This is a genomic window from Gordonia hankookensis, assembly GCF_014673215.1.
Lineage (GTDB): Bacteria > Actinomycetota > Actinomycetes > Mycobacteriales > Mycobacteriaceae > Gordonia > Gordonia hankookensis.
Map to the genome: position 1 here is coordinate 321,546 of NZ_JACWMS010000003.1, position 25,260 is coordinate 346,805.

Genomic DNA, 25,260 nt, shown 5'->3' on the forward strand with positions numbered 1-25,260 from the left:
CAACTCAACTCTGTGCACTGGTGCGCGGCGCCAGGCGGTTCCGGACCTCGTCCATCGCCTGGCGTCGCGAGTACTTTTCCGCCTCTGCCGCCAGCGAATCCCACTGTGCGGCATTCATTCCGGCGATCTCCGCCATTCTGGAATGGACTTGGTACAGCGACGGATAGTCCTGCCGGGCACCCAGTCTCCGAGACAGCACAAGCAGCCACGGGCCATCGGGATCGTCACGCTCGGATTCGCACAGCACATAGCCGGCGACCATCGCCATCGCACCGGCCTGCGGCTGATCCTGCCAGCCGACCGTTCCGAACGTCTCGCTCACCCCGTCGGCGAGCAGGGACAAGAATTCCCGGGCACGAGGCAGCTCGCCGCCGCGGACGATGCCGGCCACGGCGGCACTGATGAGCATCACCATCCCCGGGTCCTGCGCACCGATCGGATGGTTGGACTTGATGAGATCGGCTGCGCGGCAGAATGTCTCCACGGCAATCTCCTCGCGTCCGCGGGCGTGTGCCAGCTCGGCGTAGCCGATCATCATCGCGCCGACCACCTCCGGATTGCCCTGCGGATCCGGATCGTCGGGAGTCCAGCCCTCGGTGACCACGGCCAACTCGCGGTCGGCCTCATCGAGCCGACCCAGCGCGACCAGGGTCGCGGACAGATAGCACCGCGTCTGCAGTTCGTCGTCCCGGGATCCGAGCCGCATCAGATCGACGATGCCATTCCGGTAGAAGGGCACCGCCTCCTCCCACTCGGCGCGCTGACCGTACAGGCTGCCGATCCCCACCTGCGCCATCCCGGACATCCACGAATTGTTACGTCGTCGCGAGATGTCGCGCAGTACAAGGGCATCGGCCAAGGCCATGTCGAGATCGCCGAAGTTCTCCCGTGCGTTCATCCGGATCGACAGCGCCATCACCCGCACCTGTTCATCGTCGACCCGCGCGCCCCGTGCGACGAGCCGCATCGCGGCCTGCGGGGTGCGACTGAGTACACACGCCGACAGCAGGTCCATCGGCTCGTCGAACACGCGGTCCGGATGGTGCAACCGTCGCAGGTAGAACCGGCCGATGGCCACTCCCCGGTACTCACGGCGAACCATCAGGTGGCCCATCGAGGCGAGCACGGTGAACTGCCATCGTCGACGTTCGGCATCGTCGAGATCCGACGACGGTTTCGGCAGCACGGCGAAAAGTCGCGAACCCCACGACATCACCTCTCCGTGGAGACCGCGGACCATCCAGAAACCGCTCAACACCGGAAAGAGCGTGACGATGGTATCGACGCCGTACCGGTCGCCGCACTGGCCGGCGAGCGTCACGCACCGACGCAGGACCCACACCAGATTGTCCAGTTCCACCGCGATCGAGGCGAACAGCCCTTCGTCGACCGCCACGTCGTATCTGGCCTCCGCGGCCTCGGCGAACTCACGCGCCCAGCCGGCCATCGCCCGGTCGACGGCGTCGGACTCCGCGCCGTCGTCGGTCTCGACGAGCTTTCCCTCACCGAACTCGCGGACCATCTCCAACATGCGGTATCGGATGTGACCGTCGGTCTCCGCCACCGTGAGCAACGACTGATTCACCAGTGCCTCGAGGGTGTCGTCGAGCCGGAATCCGCTCTGACCCACCACCACCGCGGCGGCCGCGGTGGTGAAACCGGCGGGAAACCGGCACAGGCGACGCCAGGCGGACTGCGCGTCCGGGTCGAGCAGGTCCCAACTCCATTCGATGACCGCGTACAGGGTCCGATGGCGATCGGGGGCAGTCCGATCGTTGCCGCGCAACAGCGCAAACCGCTCCTCGAGTCTCCTCGAGATCTCACCCACAGTCATGACACGGATCCGGGCCGCGGCGAGTTCGATGGCCAACGGGAGACCGTCGAGGTGCCTGCAGAGTTCGGCGACCTCGGCCCGAGGCAGTTGCGCGTCGGGACGGATCGCCAGGGCGCGCCGTTCGAAGAGTTCGACGGCTGAACCGCGCACTCCCACATCGAGAACCGGGAGCAGGTAGATCCGTTCGGCGGCAAGCATCAGCGGAGAGCGGCTCGTGGTCAGAATGGACAACTGGGGCTCTGCGGCCAGTAGGTCCGCGGCCACGCGCGCACACCGCTCGATGACCTGCTCGCAGTTGTCGAGGATGATGACGGCACGCTGCCCCCGTACCGCGTCGACCAGTCGATCGGCCAGATCCCCCACCGCGACGCGGGGACGTGCGCCTGCACCGACCTCCGTCTCACCGACCCCCAGCGACGCCGCGATGGATGCGACCACGTCGTCGTCGTTGCGGACCGGCGCGAGTGGGACGTAGAACACCGGGCGCCCCGATTCGGCCAGGTCGTCGCCGACCCGGTGCGCGACCCGTGTCTTGCCCACCCCACCCGGTCCCTGAATGGTCACCAGCCGATGTGCGTCGAAAAGGCCCACGATGGTGGCGATGTCGTCGTCGCGGCCGATCAGGTCCGACGCGTCGCCGACCAGCCCGACAGTCCGGCCGCGTTGCCGTGCAGGCGCGTGGGCAGCGGTATCCTCCGCGCGCCCGGCCGATGTCGAGCCACGCTCGGCGGCAAGGAGTTCGGCGTTCACCGCGACGGCCTGGGGACCGGGGTCCACACCCAGCTGTTCCGACAGTTCCCGGCGGAGGCGCGCGAACACCGACAAGGCGTCGGCGGTCCGCCCCTCGCCCGCCAATGCACGCATGAGATCGATGTGCGCGGACTCGTCCAACGGGTCTGCCCGACAACGCCTGTCGGCGATCTCGCGGGCCGTCGAGAAATCCCCTGAAGCCAACGCCACACCGACGCGACGCTGATCGAGTGCGTCTCGCTGCCGATCCGCCCGCGTCCGGACGTCGGCGTCGAGACCGAAGGACCCGTCGTCGTCGAGATCGTCGCCCGGCACGCCCCGCCACCATCGGGTCGCCGCGTCGAGCGCCTCTGGGCCGCCGTCGTCGATGAGGTCGGCGACGATCTCGATATCTGTGCGACACCCCACCAGGCGATAACCGTTGCCGACACCTTCGAGTCGGCCGGGGCCGAGCAGGGGGCGCAGCCGCGAGATCTGGGTGTGCAGGGCCGGCATCGGCGACCGCGGCGGATCATCACCCCAGACGTCGGAGATCAGTCGCTCGGCCGACCGGGTCCGACCGTCCGCCAGCGCCAGCGAGGCGAGGAGGCGACGGGCACGCACCCCTGGGACGGCCACCAGGTCATCCGGATCGGCACACCCTCGCCCCACGGCGACCGGCCCCAGCAGGCCGATCACGGTGATGTTCTCGGACGCGGACACCCAGTCAGGTTAGCGCCACGCACGTGTATGAATGGAACCATGGCGCGCAGTTACCCTCTCGAGGCCATCGACCTCGACTTCTTCGAGTCCGCACCGATCACCTACCGCATGGACGTGAACCTCCCCGTGACGCCGCAGCGCGCGTGGGCCGAGTTCACCAGGCAGAACACGCTCGATTGGTGTCGCGCAATCAAATCCATCGAGTTCACGTCGCCGCCGCCGTACGGCGTCGACACCACCCGCAAGGCATCACTCGGGGTGGCCGGGCTGTCGGAACACTTCTTCGTCTGGGACGAGGACGAGGCCGCCGGACAATACCGCAATGCCTTCTACGCCGTGTCCGCGTCGACGCCGGGTCTCAAGAAGTTCGGAGAACTCACCGAGGTACGGCAGGCCGAGGTCGGGTGCCGACTCGTCTGGTCCTTCGCCTTGGAGCTCTCCACCTCGGCGAAGGCGGTCACCGCGTTCTCGGGCCCCACCGCATCGACCGTGTTCAAAACGGTCGAAACCGACACGGTGCGGCATTTCGCGAAACTGACGCCGCAGTCCTGACGGGCGGCCCCCCGACAGCAACCGGTTCCCCGCCGAGAGCACCGCGATCGCGCGAGCCGGGCCTCCCGACGCGTGATCACCTGGTGCCGACGCCGAGTCTCCGGTTGCCGTCGGCGGGATCTCGGTTGCCGTCGGCGAGGTTTCGGTTGCTGTCGGGTAGTGCGTGTCTCACTCGCGGAGGAAGCCCGACTCCGAGAGCGCGCGCCGCACCTCGCGCTGGTGTTCGGGTCCCCTGGTCTCGACGCTGACGGTCACCTGGACCTCGTCGAGGTAGAGGTCGTCGGCCACCCGGGAGTGCACCACATCGACGACACTGGCCCCACGGTCGCGGAGCAGTTCCAGCAGGGCGATCAACCCGCCCGGACGGTCGGAGACGGTTGCGGTGACTGTCAGGAACCGGCCTGCGGCGGTCAGCCCATGCGTCGTGACATGACTCAGCAGCAACGGATCGATGTTGCCGCCGGACACGATGACGCACACCTTGCCCGACAACTCGAGGCCACCGGCCGTCACTGCGGCGACCGCGGCCGCCCCGGCCGGCTCGACCACCAGCTTCGCTCGTTCGAGCATCAGCAGCAGGGCCGTGCTCAGTGATTCCTCGCTGACGGTGACCACCGAATCCACCAGCTCACTGATGTGCGCGAACGGGACGTCTCCGGGCATCGCCACGGCGATGCCGTCGGCCATCGTGTTCATCGATGCGGCCGCAACCGGATGGCCCTCGGCGAGAGATCGCGGCCAGGCCGCGGCCTGCGCGGCCTGCACTCCGATGACGGTGACCTCGGGGCGCCGTGCCTTCACGGCCGCCGCGACCCCGGCCAGCAGGCCTCCCCCACCGAGGGGGACGACGATGGCGTCGACGTCGGGTATCTGGGTCAGGATCTCGGTCCCGACGGTCGCCTGGCCTGCCACGATGTCGGGGTGATCGAAAGGATGCACCAGCACCGCGCCTGTCTCGTCGGCGAACCGCCGCGCCGCGACGAGCGCCTCGTCGACGGTCGAACCCTCGAGGACCACTTCGGCGCCATAGGCTTTCGTCGCCGCGACCTTGGGCAGCGCTGCACCGCGTGGCATGTAGACGCGGGCGGTGATGCCGAGTGTGCCTGCCGACCACGCGACGCCCTGGGCGTGATTTCCGGCGCTGGCCGCGACCACACCACGAGACCGTTCCTCCGCCGACAGGCGGGAGATGCGCAGGTAGGCACCGCGTGGTTTGAACGACCCCGTGCGCTGGAGGTTCTCGCATTTCAGCCAGACCTCGCACCCGATCCGTTCCGACAGCACACGCGAGGCCACCATCGGGGTGCGGCGCATGACACCGGACAGGGCCTGTCCTGCATCGTCGATCTCGGCGGAGGTGAGGAGCATGTTCGCCAGTATCGGCCCTGGGCCGTCCGACGTCAGCCCAACGCGTTTTCGAGGTCGCCGAGGAGATCGGCGATGTCCTCGATGCCCACCGAGAGGCGCACCAGATCGGCCGGGACCTCGAGCAGCGAGCCGGCCGTCGACGCGTGGGTCATGGCGCCGGGATGCTCGATCAACGACTCGATGCCACCGAGCGACTCGGCGAGGGTGAACACCTCGGTCCGCGCGCAGAACTCCTGCGCGGCAACCTGTCCGCCCTTGACCCGGACCGACACCATGCCGCCGAACCGCCGCATCTGCTTGGCCGCGACCACGTGTCCGGGGTGCTCCGGCAGGCCCGGGTAGAGCACCGAATCGATCTTGGGATGCGACGACAGGTAGTCGACGACGCGTTCGGCGTTGTCGCTGTGCCGGTCCATTCGGACCGCCAGGGTCTTGATGCCGCGCATGGTGAGGTAGGCGTCGAACGGGCCCGGCACCGCACCTGCGCCGTTCTGGAGGAACGCCACCGCGTCGTCGAGTTCCTCGCTGTTGGTGACCAGTGCGCCGCCGACCACATCGGAGTGTCCGCCCAGATACTTGGTCGTCGAATGCAGCACCACATCGGCACCCAGCGTGATCGGCTGCTGCAGGTAGGGCGACGCAAAGGTGTTGTCCACCACCAGCTTGGCGCCGGCCTCGTGCGCCACCGCGGCGAGCGCCTCGATGTCGCCGACGTTCAGCAGCGGATTCGTCGGGGTCTCGATCCAGACCAGCTTGGTGGCGGGCGTGATGGCCGCCCGAACCGCGTCGACATCGGACACCGGCGCCGCCGAGTACGTGATCCCCCACTGGGAGAACACCTTGTCGATGAGGCGGAACGTGCCCCCGTAGGCGTCGTTGGGGATCACCAGATGGTCGCCGGGTCGAAGCGTCGCGCGCAGCAGCGCGTCGGTCGCGGCCATCCCCGAGGCGAAGCCACGTCCGTACTCGCCACGTTCGAGCGCAGCGATGTTGGCCTCGAGGACGCGCCGCGTCGGATTACCCGTCCGGGCATATTCGAATCCGTCGCGGAGGCCACCCACACCGTCCTGAGCGAACGTCGAACTGGCGTAGATCGGCACGTTCACGGCACCGGTTTGCCGATCCGGATCGTATCCTGCGTGGATCGCCTGGGTGGAAAATCCTTGCCAGCGGGTCGAATCCGCGGCACTGCGCTTCTCGCTCATGGCTCGACTTCCTATCCGACGATGGGGTTGCTGCTGACGAAGGCCAGCAGGTCGTGGCGGGTGATGACACCGATGGGCTTACCGTCCTCCACCACCATGAGGGCATCCGACTCCGAAAGCACCTTGGTGGCCGCCGACACCGGCTCGCCGGATCCGATCAGCGGGAACGGATCACCCATGTGGGCCGACACCGGGTCGGCCAGACTGGCGCGGCCCTCGAAGACCGCACCCAACAGGTCTCGCTCGGTGACCGCGCCGGCGACCTCACCGGCCATCACCGGGGGCTCGGCCCCGACGACCGGCATCTGGGAGACGCCGTACTCGCGAAGGATCTCGATGGCATCCCTCAGCGTCTCGGACGGATGGGTGTGAACCAGATCCGGCAACGCTCCGGCCTTGCCGCGCAACACGTCCCCGACGAGCGGCTCCTTTGCCTTGCCGTCGAGCGGGGACCGGAGGAAGCCGTAACTGCTCATCCATCTGTCGTTGAAGATCTTGCCCAGATAGCCGCGGCCACCGTCGGGCAGCAACACGACGACGACCGCGTCGGGGCCTTCGCGTTCGGCGACCTGCAGCGCGGCCACCACGGCCATTCCGCAAGAGCCGCCGACCAGCAGGCCCTCCTCGCGAGCGAGCCGACGCGTCATGTCGAACGAGTCGGCATCGGACACCGCGATGATCTCGTCGGGGATCGACGGGTCGTACGCGGACGGCCAGAAATCCTCGCCGACACCCTCGACGAGATATGGGCGGCCGGTGCCGCCCGAGTAGACCGAGCCCTCCGGGTCGACGCCGACGACCTTCACCGCGCCGTCGGAGACCTCTTTGAGGTAGCGGCCGGTTCCGGTGATGGTGCCCCCGGTGCCGACGCCGGCCACGAAATGGGTGATCTTGCCCTCGGTGTCCGCCCAGATCTCCGGGCCGGTGGTCTCGTAGTGGCTCTGCGGCCCGGCCGGATTCGAGTACTGGTCGGGCTTCCAGGCACCCTCGATCTCCCGCACGAGCCGGTCCGAGACGCTGTAGTAGCTGTCGGGGTGATCCGGCGGCACCGCGGTCGGGCACACCACCACCTCGGCCCCGTAGGCGCGGAGCACGTTGCGCTTGTCCTCGCCGACCTTGTCCGGGCACACGAACACGCATTTGTAGCCGCGCTGCTGTGCCACCAATGCCAGACCGACGCCGGTGTTGCCCGAGGTCGGCTCGACGATCGTGCCGCCGGGCGGCAACGCCCCGGACTGCTCGGCGGCCTCGACCATCCGGACGGCGATCCGGTCCTTGCTGCTGCCACCGGGGTTGAGGTATTCGAGCTTGGCCGCGACCAGGCCCGAACCGGGGTTGGTCACCGAGTTGAGCTTGACCAACGGGGTGTTGCCCACCAGGTCCACGACATGATCAGCGATTCGCATACGACCATGGTCCCAGAGGTCCGGAATCGGATCGAACCCGGAGTGAAACTCCGACTAAGCTGGCTGCCGTGTCCGAATTGGAGTCACATGGATTCGAGTGGCCGGGTCGCCGTGGACAACAACCGACTGCTGCGTGAGGTCGGCGCGACCGTCGCGGCCACCGCGGCCAGCGCCGGCGCGTCGTGGGCGGCATACAACTACCTGAACGGTCAGGCCACCGAGGCACGCACGGTGATACCCCATCGCACCGACGACGCCCCCAACGGCGACGGCATCTACCTGCCGGACGGGACCGGGCCGCATCGTCCCGCCCGGGGCACATCGGTGGACGTCTACCTCGTCGTCTTCGGCGATTCGACCGCCGCGGGTCTCGGCGCCGAGACCGCCGATCAGACACCTGGCGTGTTGCTGGCCCGACGGGTGGCCGCGGAGACCGGCAAGATCGTGCGATACGCCAACAAGGCCATCGTCGGTGCCACGTCGAAGGGCCTGGAGGCACAGGTCGACGCCATGCTCATCACGCGCGAACGACCCGATGTGGCGGTGATCCTGATCGGCGCCAATGACGTCACGGCCACCAATGGCATCCGGTCGTCGGCCAAGCGACTCGGCGAGGCCGTCACCCTCCTCAAGGAGAACGGTGCCGAGGTCGTCGTCGGGACGTGCCCCGACTTCGGCGTGATCACCGCCATCCCGCAACCCCTTCGGTCTGTGTTGCGCCGCTGGGGTCTGCAGCTCGCCGCGGCGCAGCGCGGCGCAGTGCGTGCGGCCGGTGGCCGCCCGGTACCGATGGCCGACCTCCTCGCCAAGGAGTTCCTGGCCAAGCCGGAACACATGTTCTCACCGGACCAGTACCACCCGTCTGCCGCCGGATATGCGCTCGCCGCCGACATCCTGATCCCCGAGGTGCTCGAGGCGATCGGCGAGTGGGGACCGGCGCCGCTGCCACAGCCGCCCGAGGTCTCTGAGGCGGTCGAACAGAATCGGCTGGTCAGCAGGGTTCGCCGTCTGGTGGGACGGCCGGGGAACCAAGCAACTGCTAGGGGGTAATCTGGCGGCATGCCTGAAGCAGTCATCGTCGCCCATGCCCGTTCCCCCATCGGCCGCGCCGGCAAGGGATCCCTCAAAGACGTCCGGCCGGACGAGCTCTCCCGCCAGATGGTCGCCGCCGCGCTCGCGAAGGTGCCCGAACTCGACGTCGCCGACATCGAGGACATTCACTGGGGCATCGGTCAGCCCGGTGGTCAGGGCGGCTACAACATCGCCCGTGTGATCGCCGTCGAACTCGGCCTCGATCATGTGCCGGGTGTGTCGGTCAACCGTTACTGCTCGTCGTCGTTGCAGACCACCCGGATGGCGCTGCACGCCATCAAGGCAGGCGAAGCCGACGTGATCATCTCCGGCGGCGTCGAGAGTGTGTCGAGCTTCGGCATCTCCGGCGGCGCAGACGGCGCCCCGAACTCCAAGAACCCGGTGTTCGACGAGGCCATGGCGCGCACCGAGAAGGCCGCCGAGGGCGGCGCGCCGACGTGGTACGACCCTCGCAAGGACGGACTGATCCCCGACGTCTACATGGCGATGGGCCAGACCGCGGAAAACGTCGCGAGTTTCACCGGGATCTCCCGCGAGGATCAGGATCGCTGGGGTGTGCTCAGCCAGAACCGCGCCGAGGAAGCGATCAAGTCCGGCTTCTTCGAGCGTGAGATCGATCCGGTCACCCTTCCCGACGGCACCACGGTGACCACCGACGACGGACCGCGCGCCGGAACAACCTACGAGAAGGTGTCGCAGCTCAAGCCGGTGTTCCGGCCCGACGGCACGATCACCGCAGGCAACGCCTGCCCGCTCAACGACGGCGCGGCCGCCCTGGTGATCATGAGCGACACCAAGGCCAAGGAACTGGGCCTGACCCCGCTCGCCCGGGTCGTCGCGACCGCGGCCACCGGCCTGTCGCCCGAGATCATGGGTCTCGGGCCGATCGAGGCGATCCGCAAGGTCCTCCGGATCTCCGGCAAGTCGATCTCCGACATCGACCTCGTCGAGATCAACGAGGCATTCGCCGTCCAGGTGCTCGGCTCGGCCGCCGAACTCGGCATCGACCACGACAAGCTGAACATCTCGGGCGGCGCGATCGCGCTCGGGCACCCGTTCGGCATGACCGGCGCGCGCATCACCACCACCCTGCTCAACAACCTGCAGACCCAGGACAAGACCTTCGGCATCGAGTCGATGTGTGTGGGTGGCGGTCAGGGTATGGCGATGGTGCTCGAGCGCCTCAGCTGATCCCGGCTCAAGACACAAGGTCCGGGGCCGTCGGAATCGTCCGACGGCCCCGGACCTTTCTTGTCAGACCCTTTCGGGCAGTACCGCATCCGCGTCGAGCGGGCCGCCGGACATGTCGTCGGCGAACTCCACCGGCGCCTGCGGTCGTCGCACGAACAGCACGATGACGATCAGCGCGATGCTCAGGCATCCGGCAACGGTGAACACACGCTGCACGCCGTGACTGATCGCCTCCGCCTCGGCGACGCCCGCGGTCTGGTCGGCCGTCGACACCACGGTCATCACGGTGATGAACAACGCCGTGCCTGCGGCACCCGCCACTTGCTGGAAGGTACCCAGCACGGCTGAGCCGTGCGAGTACAGCCGCGGCTCGACGGACCCGAGCGCGAGCGTCATCAGCGGCGTGAAGGTCGCGGCGAGCCCCAGGCACAACAGGGCGTTGGCGCTCAGCAGCCACCACAGTGATGTCGACGGGCTGACGAAGACGAGCATCCAGACCGCGGCACTCACGATGATCGCGCCCGGGACTGCGAGGACCCGCGGCCCGTACATGTCGTAGATCCGCCCGACGAGCGGTCCGGCAAGTCCCATGATGAGGCCACCGGGCAGCGTCAGCAGACCGGTCGTCAGCGGGTCGAGCCCGAGGACGGTCTGCGCGAAATACGGCACCACGATGAACGTGCCGAGCATGGTCCCCATCGCGACGACCATGGCCCCCATCGCGAGCGAGAACTGCCCGGACTTGAACACCCGAAGGTCCAGCAGAGCACGATCCCGTCCCTGCAGGGCGAGCTGGCGGCCGATGAATGCGGCGAGCGCCAGGCCACCGACAGTGAACGGGACCCACAGCGGCATCGACGATCCCGCCTCCGCCGATTCTCCGATCCCGGCGAGCCCGTAGACCAGGCCGCCGAAACCGAGCACTGCCAGCGGGATCGACAGATAGTCGATCGGGGTCTTGATCCGTTCCCCGACGGGCCGGACGAGCACACCGCCGACGATGAGCGCCACCAGTGCGATCGGACCGACGAAGCCGAAGATCCAGCGCCATCCGAAGTGATCCAGGATGAAGCCCGACACCGTCGGGCCCAGCGCCGGGGCGACCGCGATGACCACCGAGATGTTGCCCATCATCACCCCGCGCCTCGCCTCGGGGACGACGGTCATCACCGTGGTCATCAGCAGCGGCAGCATGATGGCGGTGCCGAGCGCCTGGATCACCCGCGCGACCAGCAGCACCTCGAACCCCGGCGCCGCGAACGCGATGAAGGTACCGACGGTGAACGCCGACATCGCGGCGATGAACAACACCCGGGCTCCCGCTCGCTGGATCAGGAAGCCGGTGAGCGGGATGACGACCGCCATGGTCAGGAGGAAGGCCGTCGTCAGCCATTGACCCACACTGGGGTCGACGCCCAGATCCTCTTGGAGCACCGGGATCGCGATGCTCATGACGGTCTCGTTGAGGATCACCACGAACGAGGCGACCAACAGGACGCCGATCAGGAGCAGGTTCTGACGCGACAGTCGGTCGTCGGTGGGTGACGACGTGCCGGTGGCAGTCACAGGGAGTCCTTTCCGGAAAGAAGCCATCGACCGACGGGTCGATGGCGATGGATTGTTTGACCGGCTACGGCGGCGGAACTCATCGGCCGCACTGCCACTGCTCACCACATGGATCAGAACGCTATCAACGGTGACCGGGCCTGGCGAGTGGTTTTTCGGCGAACCCCATGCCCCACACAAAAACCCCGCGCCGCAATACATGCGGCGCGGGGTCTCCGGTCTGTGAGGCTAGTCCGAGTTGAAGTAGCTGAGCAGGCGCAGGATCTCGACGTAGAGCCAGACCAGCGTGACGGTGAGGCCCAGCGCGACACCCCAGGCGGCGCGCTCCGGTGCACCGGCCCGGATGAGCCGGTCGGCAGCGTCGAAGTCGAGCAGGAAGCTGAATGCGGCGAGCGCAATGCAGACCAGCGAGAAGATGATCGCCAGAGGTCCACCGTTGCGGAGGCCGAAGCCCTCGCCGCCGTTGAACAGTCCGATCACGAGGTTGCCCAGCATCAAGACGATGACGCCGATCATGCCGGCGAACAACATGCGGGTGAACCGCGGCGTGACGCGGATCGCGCCGACCTTGTAGACCAGCAGCATTCCGAAGAACACTCCGAACGTGCCCAGCACCGCCTGCCCGATCAGCGCCCCGGCAGAGGTGTCGTTGGCGACCACCATGTTCGCGAAGACGAACGAGATGGAGCCGACGAACAGTCCTTCGAAGACCGCGTACCCGAGCACGATCGCCGGGTTGTCCTGCTTGCGCCCGAACGAGGCGACCAGGACCAGTGCGAGTCCACCGAGCGCACCCACGAGCATCAAGGGGGATGCGAGCCCGACGTTCTGGTCGACCAGGAAGTAGGTCGCGATGGCCGAGATGGTCAGCACGCCGAGCGTGATCGCGGTCTTGGTGACCACATCGTCGATCGTCAGCTGGCGGGTGACCGGCGCGGCCGGACGCGTGTATGGATCGGTCTGCTGCCCCTGTTGATTCCACATGGCACCCTGACCGGCGGCGGCCGCTCCGGCGCCGAAACCGGCGTAGCCGGTCTGGTTATCGCGGACGACGCCGCGCATAACCGGATTGCTGCTCTCTCGCACGTACGTGCTCCTTTTTGCTTGTGGTGTCTGCCCTGTCAACGGGTACGACTGCTATCGAGTTCCGACTTTACCTTCTCTTGACTTTCATGTCGTGCGACAGCCTCGTTGTCACCATTGTCCAAACGTTGCCTGCCCAACCATGCACGCACGTCGCACGGCTCGCTCGCCGCACCCAGGACGCCCAACGAAGCGCGTCCGAGGCAGACCGAACGCATCAGCGATTCGGCGAGAGCCAGGTCATCGCCCCAGGGCAGACCCGGTTTGGCGAGCATCAGGGACGCCACCCCGTGAGCTGCCGACCAGAACTCGAGCACGACTTCGGTGACGTCGGACATCGGGAAGAACCCTTCGCCTGCCAGCTCGGTCACGGTCGCCGATATCCGGGCGAACGCGGACGCCGCCAACACCTCGTCGACCATCGAGGCCCCGCCCCCGCCGGGCGGCGCCTGCCGAAACGCCAACCGGTACAGGACGGGCGTCTCCACGGCGAATCGCACATAGGCCAGCCCCTGCTGCAGAGCCCGCTCGAGCGGATCGTCGATGCCATCGGACACCTCGCCGAGCACGCCGTCGAGCTGCTCGAAATAACGTGCACACACGGCATCGAGCAGGGCGTCCTTGTCGGCGAAGTGCAGATAGATCGACGGCGGGGTCACCCCGACGCGGCCGGCGACCGCACGGATGGACACCGCGGCGTCATCTCCCTCTTCGAGAAGGAGCGAGGTGGCAGAGGCGATGATCTCCTCGGCGAGGAGCTCACCGGACCCGCGGGGTGACCGGGTTCGTTTCGTCGTGCTGCGCACTGTTCTCCTGGGTCGACGTGAGTCCTGTCGGGTCGCTCGGTTGCGGAGCGACCGATTCAGACAACCCGATCCGATCGTGCAGGCGCGCGAGCGGCCCCGGGGCCCACCAGTTGGCGCGCCCGGCCAATCGCATGAACGCGGGCACGAGCACCATCCGGATCAGGGTCGCGTCCATCAGGACGGCCAAGGTCAGCCCCACACCGAACATACGCATGAACGAGACCTCAGAGGCCGCGATGCCGGCGAACACGATGCTCATCAGGAGCGCAGCCGCGGTCACCACCCGACCGGTCCGGGCCAGGCCGACCGCCACCGCATGGTCGCTCGCCGCCCGGCTTCCATCCGATGCCAGCCACTCCTCGCGGATACGTCCGAGGAGGAAGACCTCGTAGTCCATGGACAGACCGAAGGCGATGCAGAACATGAGTATCGGGATCGTCGCGACGAGAAACCCGGTCGACGTGGTACCCAATCCGCCGAGATGCCCGTCCTGGAAGAACCAGACCATCGCACCGAATGTCGCGGTCAGCGACAGCACGTTGAGGACGAGCGCCTTGAGCGGTAGCACAACGCTGCCGGTGAACAAGAACAGCAGGATGAAGGTGGCGATCGCAATGGTCGCCAGGACCCACGGTAGGTGGTCATAGATCGCGTCGACCGTGTCCTCGTTGGTGGCCGCGAGGCCGGTGAACAGTACGTCGGCACCCTCGGGGACACCGACGTCACGCAACTGGTCGAGTTGCGCCAGACCGTCGTCGCGCATGGGCTCCAGATGGGTCGACACGGTGATCACGGAGACGTCGCCTCGGGTGTCGGCGGTGCCCCCGGGGGCCACCGATCGACCGTCGACGAATGTGCCCGCCGACGACGTCGCCGAGTTCACCTGTCCGACCTCGGAGAGCGCTGCGGTGTACCGGGCGAGAGCGGCCTGGTCGGAAACCCCCGAGGCGACGACGGTCACCGACGACGAGAGGTTCTGCGCATAGTCCTCACGGATCTCCTGCTGGATCGCGTGCGACGACGCCGAGGCGGGCAGCACCCGGTCGTCGGGGAAGCCGAAGCGAAGCCCGAAGAACGGTGCTCCCAGGACGAGGAGCAGTGCCGTCACCACGATGGCGGCCGGCGCCGCGTGCCGAAGGACGAATTGCACCGATCGATACCACCGGGTCTCCTCGATCGCGTGTGCCGTCGGCTCCGGTCGGCGGAACAGCCTGCGGACCGGCCTGCGCACGTCGAGCGCGTCCACGCGGTCGCCGAGCACCAGCAGGATCGCCGGGGTCAGGATCAGCGCGGCCACCGACGCGACCAGTACGACACCGATACCGGCATAGGCGAATGACCGGAGGAAGTACATCGGGAAGATCACCAGGGCCGCGAGCGAGAGCGCGACGGTCACCGCCGAGAACGTCACGGTCCGGCCGGCCGTCGCCATCGTCGTCGCGATGGCGGTGCGACGTTGCGCGCCGGAGGCGACCTCCTCGCGATATCGCGTCACGATCAGCAGCGTGTAGTCGATGGCCAACGCCAGCCCCATCGCGGTGGTGAGGTTGAGGGCGAAGATCGAGACATCGGCGAACTCCGCGATCAGGCGGAGCAACGCGAAGGTGCCGACAATCGCGACGATCCCGATGATCACCGGCAGGGCGGCCGCCACCAGGCCACCGAACACGACGATCAGGACGAGGAAACTGATCGGGATCGCGATCGCCTCGGCCTTGGCCAGGTCCTTCGTGGTCTGCGCGTTGACCTGACCGAACACCAGCCCCTGCCCGCCGACCCGGATGGAGATCCCTTGCTGCTCACCGGAGAACAGATCGGCGATCTGCTCGGCGCGCTCGGGCGCCAGCTCCTCCCCACCGTCGAGGGTCGCGACGATCAGGGTCGAGGTGGAGTCGCGGCTCACCAGGGCCGGGGCCAGGTTCGGGTTCTGCCAGATCGAGAGGATCGGGCTCTGCACATCATCGCGGCGTTCCAGCTCGTCGACGATCCCGGTGCCGACCTGCCGGGCGACCGGATCGGTCGCCATGTTCATCCCGGCCGGCCCGTCGAGCTTGATCACCACCTGCAGTCCGCCGCGATGGAAGGTCTCGTCGAGAACCTGGTCGGCGCGCGCCGAACCCGAGTTCGGATCGCTGTAGCCACCGGCGAGCAGGTGGTGGGCCGCCGGCGCGCCGTACAGACCCGCCAGCGCGAGGACCAGGACGCCGACAGCCAGCACCGCCCTCGGCGCCTTGATGATCAGTCGCGTCAGCCTCGCCGACATTCGCACTCCCCAGGGTCGCTTATCGGCGTTAAGTTATCAACATTAACCGACTTCGGTCAACGGCCCGGCGTCCAATGCGGGCATCCCCAGACCTCGGCGCACCGTCCTCAGCTCCCGGCGGACGACGGCGGTCTCGGAACCCAGCAGACCGGTCGCACGCAAGACCTCGCGCAGGCGAACGGCCGGGCGGGCCACATCCACCAGGTGATGGAGGGGTGTTCGGCGCAATCCCATGGCGCCTGCCGCCGGTTGCTCCATCCAGCGGGTACTGATCGACGAGAACGACGTGGAGAGAACCGGTTTGATCACAAGTCCCATCATCGACACCACCGGTCCGGGGAGCGGGATCGCGTTCTGCAGATCGTAGCCGTCCCGCAGCAGAGCACGGGTCAAGGTCTTCGAGGCCGCATCGGGTTCCAGCTCGAATTCTGCCGCGACGGCGAACAGTTCACGGGCTCCGGCGAAGTCGGTCGGCAGCCATCGGTCGTCGACCCCGATCACCCAGCCGATCCATCGCCAGAGATGGGTGATCGCCTCACGCTCGGCGCTGCTGTAGTGGATCCCCAGGTCGCGCGCGACGATCAGCGGTAGCACGAGAAAGCCCCCACCGATGGTCAGGGCCGAATAGGTCTGGTTGATCGGCACGCCCCACGAGTCGGCGTCCCAGACTTCCCCGGTGCCGCCTCGGTCGGCCAGCAGATGGTCACGGATCAACGCGTGCAGCAAGCGGATTCGGATGGTCGCCACCCATCCGGGGGCGCCCGGACGCATGGCGCCCGGCGCTGTCGCCTCCGCCACCCAGCGCGCCGTGTTCTGAACCCGCTCGAGCGTCCCGTCGCCGAGCCGGCCCGTCGCGGCCAGCGGCCGGACGAAACCCTGCGCCTTATAGCCATAGATCAGCGACTGATACAACGTCGACGACTGCAGCGTGCCGAACCGCCACCACGCGCGCGCACCGGCCTCGGCCAGTGCCCGGTCGAACCACGGCGGAGGCTCGCTCGCCGATCGCATCAGTTCCGCGAGGGTCGGCAACGTCGCCGGATCGTCGGCGCCGGCCTCCACGCATGCAAGCAATCGCATCCACGAGACGTCGCGTTCGTGCATCTGCGCGATCACGGCATCCGCGAGCGCATCGGACCGCGACAGACCGACCTCGAGGCGATCCACCAACTCGGGGTGACGCTGCCGGACCGCATCCCAATTGCGCGCCCCGGTGATCGACGCGGCGTCCATACCACCATGGTGACCACCGCATGTACGCAGGTCAAGCACCATCCGGTGCTGCCGGGGAGCGTGTCGTATGGGTCGCTCGGTGCAGTCGACCGCCCCACGGACGAACTCTTCGAGTCAGCAGACAAGGCGGGATGGAACGTGTTCTAATTCTGTCCGCCCCACCCGCACTCGTCCGATGGATGCCCTTATGCCGGATACCGATTCAGCAGACCCCAACGAGGTCGCACGCCCGACGTCGTCGCGTCGCGACCCCGACTGGCTCCGCGCCCGCCTCGCAGACTGGTTGAACACCGTCGTCGACTCGCCGGTGACCGTCACCCGACTGGAGATCCCATCGGCGAACGGGATGTCCAGCGAGACGATCGTCCTCGACGCCCGCTGGGACGACACCGAACACCCACTCGTGGTCCGTGTCGCCCCGCTCGCCGAGAGCGATCCGGTCTTCCCTGCCTATGACCTCGACCGCCAGTTCCGGATCATCGGCCACGTGGCGTCGAGCACGTATGTGGCCCTTCCGAAGCTCTATTGGTCCGAACCCGATCCCCGCCCGCTCGGCGCCCCGTTCTTCATCATGGGCCGCGTCGACGGACAGGTGCCGCCGGATGTGATGCCCTACACCTTCGGCTCGTGGATGAGCGACGCGACGCCGGAGCAGCGGGCGACATTGACCGAGAAGACGATAGAGACCCTGGCGATGATCCACTCCGCGCCCGTGCCGCATGAGCTGCTGGATCAGCCCGGGCCGGGCGAGACTCCCCTGCGCGCCCACATCCGACGGCTGCGCGACTTCTACGCGTGGGCATCGGACGGCCGGGCCGGATCAGGGTTGATCGAGCGCGGGTTCGCCTGGGTCGCCGAGAACATCCCGGACGAGACCGATCCGGTGCTGTCGTGGGGCGACGCCCGGATCGGCAACATCATCTATCAGGATTTCGCTCCGGCTGCGGTACTCGACTGGGAGATGGCCGCGTACGGACCACGTGAGCTGGACGTGGCGTGGATGATCTTCCTGCACCGGTTCTTCCAGGATCTGGCCGAGATGGCAGGCCTACCCGGACTGCCCGATTTCCTGCGTCGTGACGAGGTGGCCGCGGCCTATGGCCGCAAGAGCGGACATCAGCCACTCGATCTCGACTTCTACATCACCTACGGAGCCCTCATCCATGCCGTCGTCATGTACCGGATCCAGTCACGTGCCATCCACTTCGGCCAGGCCGAAGAACCCGCCGATCCCGACGACATGATCCTGCACCGCGCGACCCTCGAAGCCATGCTCGAGGGCACCTACTGGGAGAAGGTCGGATAGATGCTGTCACCGATGGACGACTACCCCATCCATCAGGTCGCCGAGGTGGTCCGCCACGTCCAGACCTCCGACCGCAACTTCTACGACCGCTACTACTTCAATTGTCATGGGCCGGAATCCGACTCACCGTGGCTCATCGTGGGTCTCGGGGTCTATCCCAACCTCGGCGTCACAGACTGCTTTGCGGTCGTCCGTCACCACGACGAGCACATCGTGGTCCGAGCGTCACGCGCCCTGGGGGCCGACCGCGGCGACCTGCGGGTCGGTCCGTTCACCATCGAGATCCTCGACGGCCTGCAACGCCTGCGCGTTGCCCTCGACGCCGGCCACGGCGACCTCTCCTTCGATCTCATCTTCGACGCCACCGGTCCCGCCGCCCTCGAACCACGCCATTTTCTCAGGCAGGTCGAGCGCGTCACCTTCGACACGCAACGTTTCGTCCAGGTGGGCAAGTGGTCCGGCGAATTGACCGTCGACGGCACACGATTCGACGTCGAGCCGGACAGCTGGCGTGGCAACCGCGACCGGTCGTGGGGAGTCCGCCCGGTTGGCGAGGCCGAACCGCCCGGGCGCCGGGCCGATGCAAACATCTCGGGGACCTTCTTCTGGATCTATTCGGTGATGGAGTTCGCCGAGCACTCGATCGTGGTGGTCACCCAGGAGACCGAGACCGGTGAGCGCGTGATGGGCGATGCGCGACGGGTCTGGCGCGACCCGGACCGTGAACCCGAATGGCTCGGACACGTCTCACACCAGATCACCTTCATCCCCGGCACGCGTGAAACGGCAGAGGCGACCCTGACGTTCACACGGCCCTCGGGCGCGGTCATCACCGTCACCTGCCACCCCCAGCTGGCCAACTACCTGGCGTTCGGCACCGGTTACGGACTCGAACCCGACTGGCGGCACGGCATGTGGCAGGGCGAGCTGAAGGTCGAGGACCTGCACCTGCAGGTGCCCGAACTCGATCCGACCATGAAGATGTTCTGCGTCACCGACCATTACGCCCGTTTCGCCCTGTTCGACGGCGAGACAGAAGAAACCGGTGATGGTCTGTTCGAATTCGCCGCGATCGGACCGCACCAACAATACGGTTTCAGCGAGTACACTGACCCGGCCTGAACAGCTCACAGGCATCGTCTGCCGAGGGGAAACGAACATGGCGGGTGCGCCATTTGCAGGTCTGTCACGCCGCGAGTTCCTCGCCCGGGTGGGTGCGGTCGGAGGTGGCGCCCTGCTGACCTCCTGGGCCGGGCCCATCATCGACCGGGCATACGCATCGGCCGACCCGGCCGGAACGGGATCGCTCGGCGACATCGAACACGTCGTCCTGTTCATGCAGGAGAACAGGTCGTTCGACCACTATTTCGGAACCTATTCCGGCGTACGGGGATTCGGTGAGAAGTCCGCGGCCTGGAAGCAGCGCGGCTGGGCGCCCGGAGTCGGCCCCACCAGCCGCGGCCACACCCTGCCGTTCCGGCTCGACACCCGCAACGATGCGAACCTCGACGGCGAGTGCATCAACGATCCCGACCACTCGTGGGAGGGTATGCACCGGTCGTGGAACGGCGGACGCAACGACGGTTGGCTGCCGATGTCGATCGAGTCGGTGGGGCCGGCCAACGCCCCCGCCCTGATGGGCTACTACGAGCGGGAGGACATCCCCGTCCACCGATCGCTCGCCGAGGCGTTCACGCTGTGCGACAACTACCATTGCTCGGTCCTCGGGCCCACGGATCCGAACCGCCTCTATTGGATGAGTGCGAGCATCGACCCGACGGGCGCCCACGGCGGCCCGCTGCTCGAAACCCCCACGCTGATACCGAAGTTCGTCTACTCGTGGCGCACCATGCCGGAGAACCTGCGCGACGCCGGGGTGAGCTGGAAGATCTACAACAACCGAGATCTCGGACCGGTGTCGTCGGTCGTCCTGGACGGGATGATGGGATGCTTCACACAGGCGCAGAACCCGGGTTCGGAACTGGCCCGCCGTGGCATCGCGCCGACGTACCCCAACGACTTCGCCGCCGATGTCGCAGCCGATCGCCTGCCGAAGGTCTCCTGGGTGATCCCGTCGGCGATCAACTGTGAGCACCCGGCCCTCCCTGCCGCCCTGGGAGCAGTGGGGATCGTCGAACTCCTCAACATCCTCACCTCCAACCCCGCGGTGTGGGAGAAGACGGCCCTCATCATCTCCTATGACGAGAACGGCGGCTTCTTCGATCACGTCACCCCGCCCACACCGCCTGCGGGTACCGCGGGCGAGTTCGTCAGCGTGCCCGATATCGCGAAAGTGCCGGCGTCGAAGGGGATTCGCGGTCCGATCGGGCTTGGCTACCGGGTCCCCTGCTTCGTGATCTCGCCGTACAGCCGCGGCGGCCTGGTGGCATCGGAGACCTTCGACCACACGTCACAACTCCGATTGATCGAGAAGCGCTTCGGCGTCGACGTCCCCAACCTGACGCCCTGGCGCCGGAAGACCGTGGGCGACATGACGTCAGTGTTCGACTTCGCCCACCGGCCCAACGCGACTCGTCCGCGATTCGGCGACCCGGTTCCCGGCGCCCAGAACGCGCTGCTCGGCTGCGGACCGAACGTCGCCGCAGGAACTCTCGGACGTGGGCGCCCCTATCCGGTGCCACCCAACCACATGCCCCGGCAGCAACCCGGGACCAGAAGGGCACCCAGCGGAATCGTCTGATTCCTCCGATGAACCCATGGCCATACTTCTCGAAGCCGGCATCATGTGCCTCGCAGCCGTGGGATGACCAGCGGTGTATGGGATTCCGGGTCGTCGATGATCCGGCACCGGAGTCCGAAGACGTCCTCGATCAGCTCGGCGTCGACGATCTCGGCGGGCCTGCCCTGCGCGACGATACGCCCGGATTTCATCGCGACGAGGTGATCGGCGTACCGGAACGCGTGGTTGAGGTCGTGCAGCACCGCCACCATGGTGCGGCCGCGCGCACGGTTGAGCTCGGCACACAGATCCAGGAGTTCGATCTGATGGGCGATGTCGAGGAACGTGGTCGGCTCGTCCAACAGGACGAGTGGTGTCTCCTGGGCCAGCACCATTGCGACCCACACGCGTTGGCGCTGACCTCCCGACAACTCGTCGACAAGCCGGGAGGAGAGATCTGTGACGCCGGTCGCGGTCATCGCGTCCTGCACCGCGGTCTCGTCCTCGGGCGTCCATTGCCGGAACATGGACTGGCGCGGGAACCTCCCCCGTGCGACGAGCTCGGCGACCCGGATCCCTTCGGGCGCAACCGACGTCTGCGGGAGCAGCCCAAGCCGCCGGGCGACCTCCTTGGCCGGATACGAACTGATCGACCGGCCGTCGAGGACCACTGCCCCCGACCGCGGTTTGAGCAGTCGCGACAATGCCCGCAGCAGGGTGGATTTGCCGCAGGCGTTGGGCCCCACGATGACGGTGAACTCGCCATCCGGGATCTCGATGGACAACGACTCGCTGATGACCCGCTCGTCATAACCGATGGTGATCTCGTCGGCCCGGAGCCGATGTCCAGGTGTCGTCGTGTGCGGTGCCGTGCCGGGCGGTGTCGTACTCATTGTCGTCGCGCCTCCTGCGCCAAGAGCCAGATCAGATAGACGCCGCCGATGGATGCGGTCACCACACCCACCGGAAGCTCGGTGGGGGCGAACGCATGCTGGGCGATGTAGTCGCTCGCCACCAACAGCAGCGCCCCCATCGCCGCCGCAGGTGCCAACGGCACACCCGCGCTACGAGTCAGCCGGCGTGCCAGTTGCGGTGCCGCCAACGAGACGAAGGCGATCGGTCCGGCCACCGCCGTCGCGACGGCGGTCAGTGCGACGCCGAGCACGATCACGAACAAGCGCGTCGGCTCCACACGTATGCCGAAAGACCGTGCGGTGTCGTCACCCATCTCCATCAGCGGTCCGAGATAGCCGGCGATCAGGACGAACGGGACCAGGACCGCCATCACCACCAGCACAGGCGTCGCGTCGGCCCAGGTGATGCCGTTGAGGGTGCCGGCACCCCAGGTGGCCGCCGACATCGCGTCATCGAGATCGGCCTTCAGGATCAGCCAGGTGTTCAGCGACGCCAGCATCGCCGAGATGCCGATCCCCACGATGATGAGCCGGAACCCCTGCACTCCCTGCTTGAACGCGAACAGGTACACCGCCAGGGCCGTCGCGACACCACCGACGAGTGCACCCGCCGCCGTGCCATAGCGGTGATCGCTGCCCACCACGAGGATGATCACCAGCGCACCCGTGTAGGCACCTGTGTTGAACCCGATGATGTCGGGGCTGCCGAGTGGATTACGGGTCAGCGACTGGAAGATCGCGCCGCTCATGCCGAGGGCGGCGCCCAGTACCAGGGCCGCCGCCACCCGGGGCGCTCGCCACTGCGTGATCACCAGCCGCTCGAATCGGGTTCCGCCACCGAAGATCGTCTCGATCACCCGCCCCGGCGGCACGTGATAGTCACCGGTGCCCAGTGCCAGGACGGATATCAGCAGCGCGAGCGCGACGAGGATGAGCACGACGGTCAGCGCACGAACCCCGATCCGCAGGGACGGTACTCCGGACCGGCCGCGCACGACCACCACGGAACGGCCGAAGTCGATGTCGGTGCCGGTCACAGGCCGCTCGCTTTCGCCCTGCGTACCAGGATGATCAGAACCGGCGCCCCGATGAACGCGGTGATCACACCGACCTGCATCTCCCCCGGCCGGATGACGACCCGACCGATCACGTCGGCGAGCAGCACCAGGATCGCGCCGCCGACGACGCTGTATGCCACGATCCAGCGCTGATCGGGGCCGACGATCCAGCGCGCGATATGCGGGATCATCAGACCGACAAAGGAGATCGGACCAGCGGCCGCGGTCGCTGCGCCGCACAGCAGGGTCACCGCGACCGTGCCGAGAGCGCGGGTCAGGGTCACATTCGCCCCCAGAGACCGGGCGGCATCGTCGCCGAGCGCCAGCGCGTTCAGCGACCGGGCCACCACCACCGCCAGTACGAGGCCCGCGACGATGAAGGGCAGAACCGCACCCGTCACCGAGAGATCGCGGCCGGCGATGGAACCGGCTCGCCAGAAACGCATTTCGTCGAACGCCTGGGGATCGAGCAGGGTCAGGCCGGTGGTGATACCGGTGAGCAGTGCACTCACCGCCACACCCGAGAGAGTGAGCCGGATCGGCGACGGGGCTGCCCGGCCCATGGAACCCAAGACGTACACCACCACGGCCACGATGGCCGCGCCGGCGAAGGCGAACCACACGTACGACCAGATTCCCGTCAATCCGAGCAGACCGACGGCGATCGCGACGAAGAACGCGGAACCGGCATTGACACCGAGCAGGCCCGGGTCGGCGAGCGGGTTACGGGTCATCCCCTGGATGAGCGCGCCGCCGACTCCGAGCGCCATTCCGACGACGAGTCCGAGAACGGTACGGGGAACACGCAGTTCGCGGATGATGATCTGATCACCGGAATGATCGAACGCGAACAACGCGTGCCACGCGGTATCGATCGGTATCGTCTTGGCGCCGATCGCGATACTGAGGGCGCAGACCACCACGAGCAGTCCGATTCCGACGATTGCCCCGATCGCGCGCCGTGTGTTGGAGGCGGCCACCGAACGTTCCTCGGTGACGACTTGCATTCAGCTCTCCTCTGTCGGGCGGTCGGCATGTTCGGTCGGAGCCACCAGGCGCGGTCGCAAAGCCTATCGTAGACACACCGTTGTTGGTAGATTGTGACGTCATGGCCGACGATGACCTCCACCACGATGCGGTTTTCCTGCTGTCCCGGCCGGAGGAGCATGTATACGCCTCGGGCGCGCGCCACCACTTCGACTCGGTCCACGCCGCGCGCACACATCTCGATCACGGCGATTCGCCTGCGATCGTCGGCGCCTTGCCCTTCGACCTACGACGCCCCTGCTCGTTGATCGCACCACGCGACTTCCGCCGGAGGCCCGGGCGCTGGTGCCGGAGCCCGGCCACAGCGGATGTCGGAGCACGGGTGACGGCGGCGCACCCCGAGCCCGAGCAGCACGAACGGCACGTCGCCGACGCGGTGCGCGCCATCGCCGACCCGTGCGGCGGGATGTCGAAGGTGGTCCTCGCCCGCCGGCTCAGCGTTCAGGCGACGAGCGCTCTGTCACCCTGGGACCTGGCCGCTCGGCTGGCCGCTCGCGACCACGCGGGTAACGCTTTCGCTGCGGACCTGTCGGCTGCCGGGTCCGAGTACGAAGGTCACCACCTGGTCGGATCGACCCCCGAGGTCCTGATTCACAAACGAGGCGATGTCGTCTCCTGTCACCCCCTCGCCGGTTCGGCACCCCGCAGCACCGATCCGACGGCCGACCAGGAAAACGCTCGCCGCCTGGCGGATTCACCGAAGGATCGGCGCGAGCACGGCTATGTGGTGGAGGCGTTGGCCTCGTCACTGGCACCGCTGTGTACAGACCTCGAAGTCCCCGCGGAGCCCACACTCACCTCGACGCCCACGATGTGGCACCTCGGCACCGGTATCCGCGGACGTATCGCAGACCCCGGGACGACCGCACTCGACCTCGCCGCTGCCGTGCACCCGACTCCGGCCATCTGCGGTACCCCGACACCGGCCGCCCGCGACCACATCCTGTCCGTCGAGGGTGACCGCGGGTTCTACGCCGGAGCGGTCGGCTGGTGTGATGCACGCGGCGACGGCGAGTGGATGGTGAGCATCCGCTGCGCTGACCTGGATCCGGACGGACGAGGGCTGATCACCTGGGCGGGTGGGGGCATCGTCGCGGAATCCGACCCGGCAGACGAACTCGCCGAGACGTCGGCGAAATTCCGTACCGTGCTGTCGGCCCTCGACATCGAACTTCCCGCATGACGATCTGACCTTCCCGACCTT

General features: G+C 67.4%; 19 protein-coding genes. 7 read left to right on the top strand and 12 right to left on the bottom strand.

Translation table 11 applies throughout. The annotated features are described in order from the left end of the window. Window positions 1-4 precede the first annotated feature (4 nt). Window positions 5-3,286, bottom strand: a complete 3,282-nt coding sequence (locus tag IDF66_RS15960; RefSeq protein ID WP_190267701.1) for a BTAD domain-containing putative transcriptional regulator — start codon at window positions 3,284-3,286, stop codon at window positions 5-7. Window positions 3,287-3,325: 39 nt separating this feature from the next. Between IDF66_RS15960 and IDF66_RS15965 the strand changes: the two genes are divergently transcribed. Next, the gene (locus IDF66_RS15965; protein WP_164306964.1) at window positions 3,326-3,838 is read left to right on the top strand and encodes an SRPBCC family protein; all 513 of its coding nucleotides are present in this window, start codon (window positions 3,326-3,328) and stop codon (window positions 3,836-3,838) included. A gap of 168 nt (window positions 3,839-4,006) precedes the next feature. Here the strand turns inward: IDF66_RS15965 and ilvA are convergent, their stop codons facing one another. From ilvA to IDF66_RS15980, 3 genes are read right to left on the bottom strand one after another with little or no spacing between them, the layout of a single operon-like run. Next, window positions 4,007-5,206 (bottom strand): threonine ammonia-lyase, encoded by a 1,200-nt coding sequence (gene ilvA, locus IDF66_RS15970; RefSeq protein WP_190267702.1) that lies wholly within the window; start codon window positions 5,204-5,206, stop codon window positions 4,007-4,009. A gap of 32 nt (window positions 5,207-5,238) precedes the next feature. Next, window positions 5,239-6,411 carry a cystathionine gamma-synthase gene (locus IDF66_RS15975; protein ID WP_190267703.1) on the bottom strand — a complete coding sequence of 391 codons (1,173 nt, stop codon included), beginning with the start codon at window positions 6,409-6,411 and terminating at the stop codon, window positions 5,239-5,241. 11 nt (window positions 6,412-6,422) lie between these two features. Further along, a complete protein-coding gene (locus IDF66_RS15980; protein ID WP_190267704.1) occupies window positions 6,423-7,817 on the bottom strand; it encodes a cystathionine beta-synthase in 1,395 nt (464 codons plus the stop codon). A gap of 87 nt (window positions 7,818-7,904) precedes the next feature. Here IDF66_RS15980 and IDF66_RS15985 point away from each other — a divergent pair, with 87 nt between their 5' ends. Both IDF66_RS15985 and IDF66_RS15990 read left to right on the top strand, forming a co-directional pair. Continuing rightward, on the top strand, window positions 7,905-8,867 hold the full coding sequence (locus tag IDF66_RS15985; protein WP_190267705.1) for an SGNH/GDSL hydrolase family protein: 963 nt from the start codon (window positions 7,905-7,907) through the stop codon (window positions 8,865-8,867). Window positions 8,868-8,876: 9 nt separating this feature from the next. Continuing rightward, complete coding sequence (locus IDF66_RS15990) at window positions 8,877-10,100, top strand: acetyl-CoA C-acetyltransferase (protein WP_164306960.1); 1,224 nt, start codon at window positions 8,877-8,879, stop codon at window positions 10,098-10,100. 63 nt (window positions 10,101-10,163) lie between these two features. On the opposite strand, the gene IDF66_RS15995 is transcribed toward IDF66_RS15990, so the two are convergent. The 5 genes from IDF66_RS15995 to IDF66_RS16015 all read right to left on the bottom strand — a co-directional run bounded on the left by IDF66_RS15995 (window position 10,164) and on the right by IDF66_RS16015 (window position 17,051). Further along, on the bottom strand, window positions 10,164-11,693 hold the full coding sequence (locus IDF66_RS15995; RefSeq protein ID WP_190267706.1) for an MDR family MFS transporter: 1,530 nt from the start codon (window positions 11,691-11,693) through the stop codon (window positions 10,164-10,166). 201 nt (window positions 11,694-11,894) lie between these two features. Beyond that, window positions 11,895-12,752, bottom strand: a complete 858-nt coding sequence (locus IDF66_RS16000; RefSeq protein ID WP_164306958.1) for a Bax inhibitor-1/YccA family protein — start codon at window positions 12,750-12,752, stop codon at window positions 11,895-11,897. 35 nt (window positions 12,753-12,787) lie between these two features. After that, on the bottom strand, window positions 12,788-13,555 hold the full coding sequence (locus IDF66_RS16005; protein WP_190267707.1) for a TetR/AcrR family transcriptional regulator: 768 nt from the start codon (window positions 13,553-13,555) through the stop codon (window positions 12,788-12,790). Continuing rightward, window positions 13,509-15,818 carry an MMPL family transporter gene (locus tag IDF66_RS16010; protein ID WP_190267708.1) on the bottom strand — a complete coding sequence of 770 codons (2,310 nt, stop codon included), beginning with the start codon at window positions 15,816-15,818 and terminating at the stop codon, window positions 13,509-13,511. The genes IDF66_RS16005 and IDF66_RS16010 overlap by 47 nt, the downstream gene beginning before the upstream one ends. A 42-nt stretch (window positions 15,819-15,860) precedes the next feature. After that, a complete protein-coding gene (locus IDF66_RS16015; RefSeq protein ID WP_190267709.1) occupies window positions 15,861-17,051 on the bottom strand; it encodes an oxygenase MpaB family protein in 1,191 nt (396 codons plus the stop codon). A 187-nt stretch (window positions 17,052-17,238) separates the two neighbouring features. Here IDF66_RS16015 and IDF66_RS16020 point away from each other — a divergent pair, with 187 nt between their 5' ends. Genes IDF66_RS16020 through IDF66_RS16030 form a run of 3 tightly spaced genes read left to right on the top strand, consistent with a single transcriptional unit; the run spans window position 17,239 to window position 21,058 of the window. Further along, the gene (locus tag IDF66_RS16020) at window positions 17,239-18,357 is read left to right on the top strand and encodes a phosphotransferase family protein (protein ID WP_190267710.1); all 1,119 of its coding nucleotides are present in this window, start codon (window positions 17,239-17,241) and stop codon (window positions 18,355-18,357) included. Beyond that, a complete protein-coding gene (locus IDF66_RS16025; RefSeq protein WP_190267711.1) occupies window positions 18,358-19,479 on the top strand; it encodes a hypothetical protein in 1,122 nt (373 codons plus the stop codon). 37 nt (window positions 19,480-19,516) lie between these two features. Continuing rightward, on the top strand, window positions 19,517-21,058 hold the full coding sequence (locus IDF66_RS16030) for a phospholipase C (RefSeq protein WP_190267712.1): 1,542 nt from the start codon (window positions 19,517-19,519) through the stop codon (window positions 21,056-21,058). Between the two features lie 41 nt (window positions 21,059-21,099). On the opposite strand, the gene IDF66_RS16035 is transcribed toward IDF66_RS16030, so the two are convergent. Genes IDF66_RS16035 through IDF66_RS16045 form a run of 3 tightly spaced genes read right to left on the bottom strand, consistent with a single transcriptional unit; the run spans window position 21,100 to window position 24,016 of the window. Further along, window positions 21,100-21,930: an ABC transporter ATP-binding protein gene (locus IDF66_RS16035; protein WP_164306951.1), complete on the bottom strand. Its 831-nt coding sequence runs from the start codon at window positions 21,928-21,930 to the stop codon at window positions 21,100-21,102. Continuing rightward, window positions 21,927-22,988, bottom strand: coding sequence for a FecCD family ABC transporter permease (locus IDF66_RS16040; RefSeq protein ID WP_190267713.1), 1,062 nt, complete (start codon window positions 22,986-22,988; stop codon window positions 21,927-21,929). The genes IDF66_RS16035 and IDF66_RS16040 overlap by 4 nt, the downstream gene beginning before the upstream one ends. Beyond that, window positions 22,985-24,016 (bottom strand): FecCD family ABC transporter permease, encoded by a 1,032-nt coding sequence (locus tag IDF66_RS16045; protein WP_190267714.1) that lies wholly within the window; start codon window positions 24,014-24,016, stop codon window positions 22,985-22,987. Before IDF66_RS16045 ends, IDF66_RS16040 begins: the two co-directional genes overlap by 4 nt. A gap of 101 nt (window positions 24,017-24,117) precedes the next feature. On the opposite strand from IDF66_RS16045, the gene IDF66_RS16050 reads away from it, so the two are divergent. Beyond that, window positions 24,118-25,239: an isochorismate synthase gene (locus tag IDF66_RS16050; RefSeq protein ID WP_190267715.1), complete on the top strand. Its 1,122-nt coding sequence runs from the start codon at window positions 24,118-24,120 to the stop codon at window positions 25,237-25,239. Window positions 25,240-25,260 lie beyond the last annotated feature (21 nt).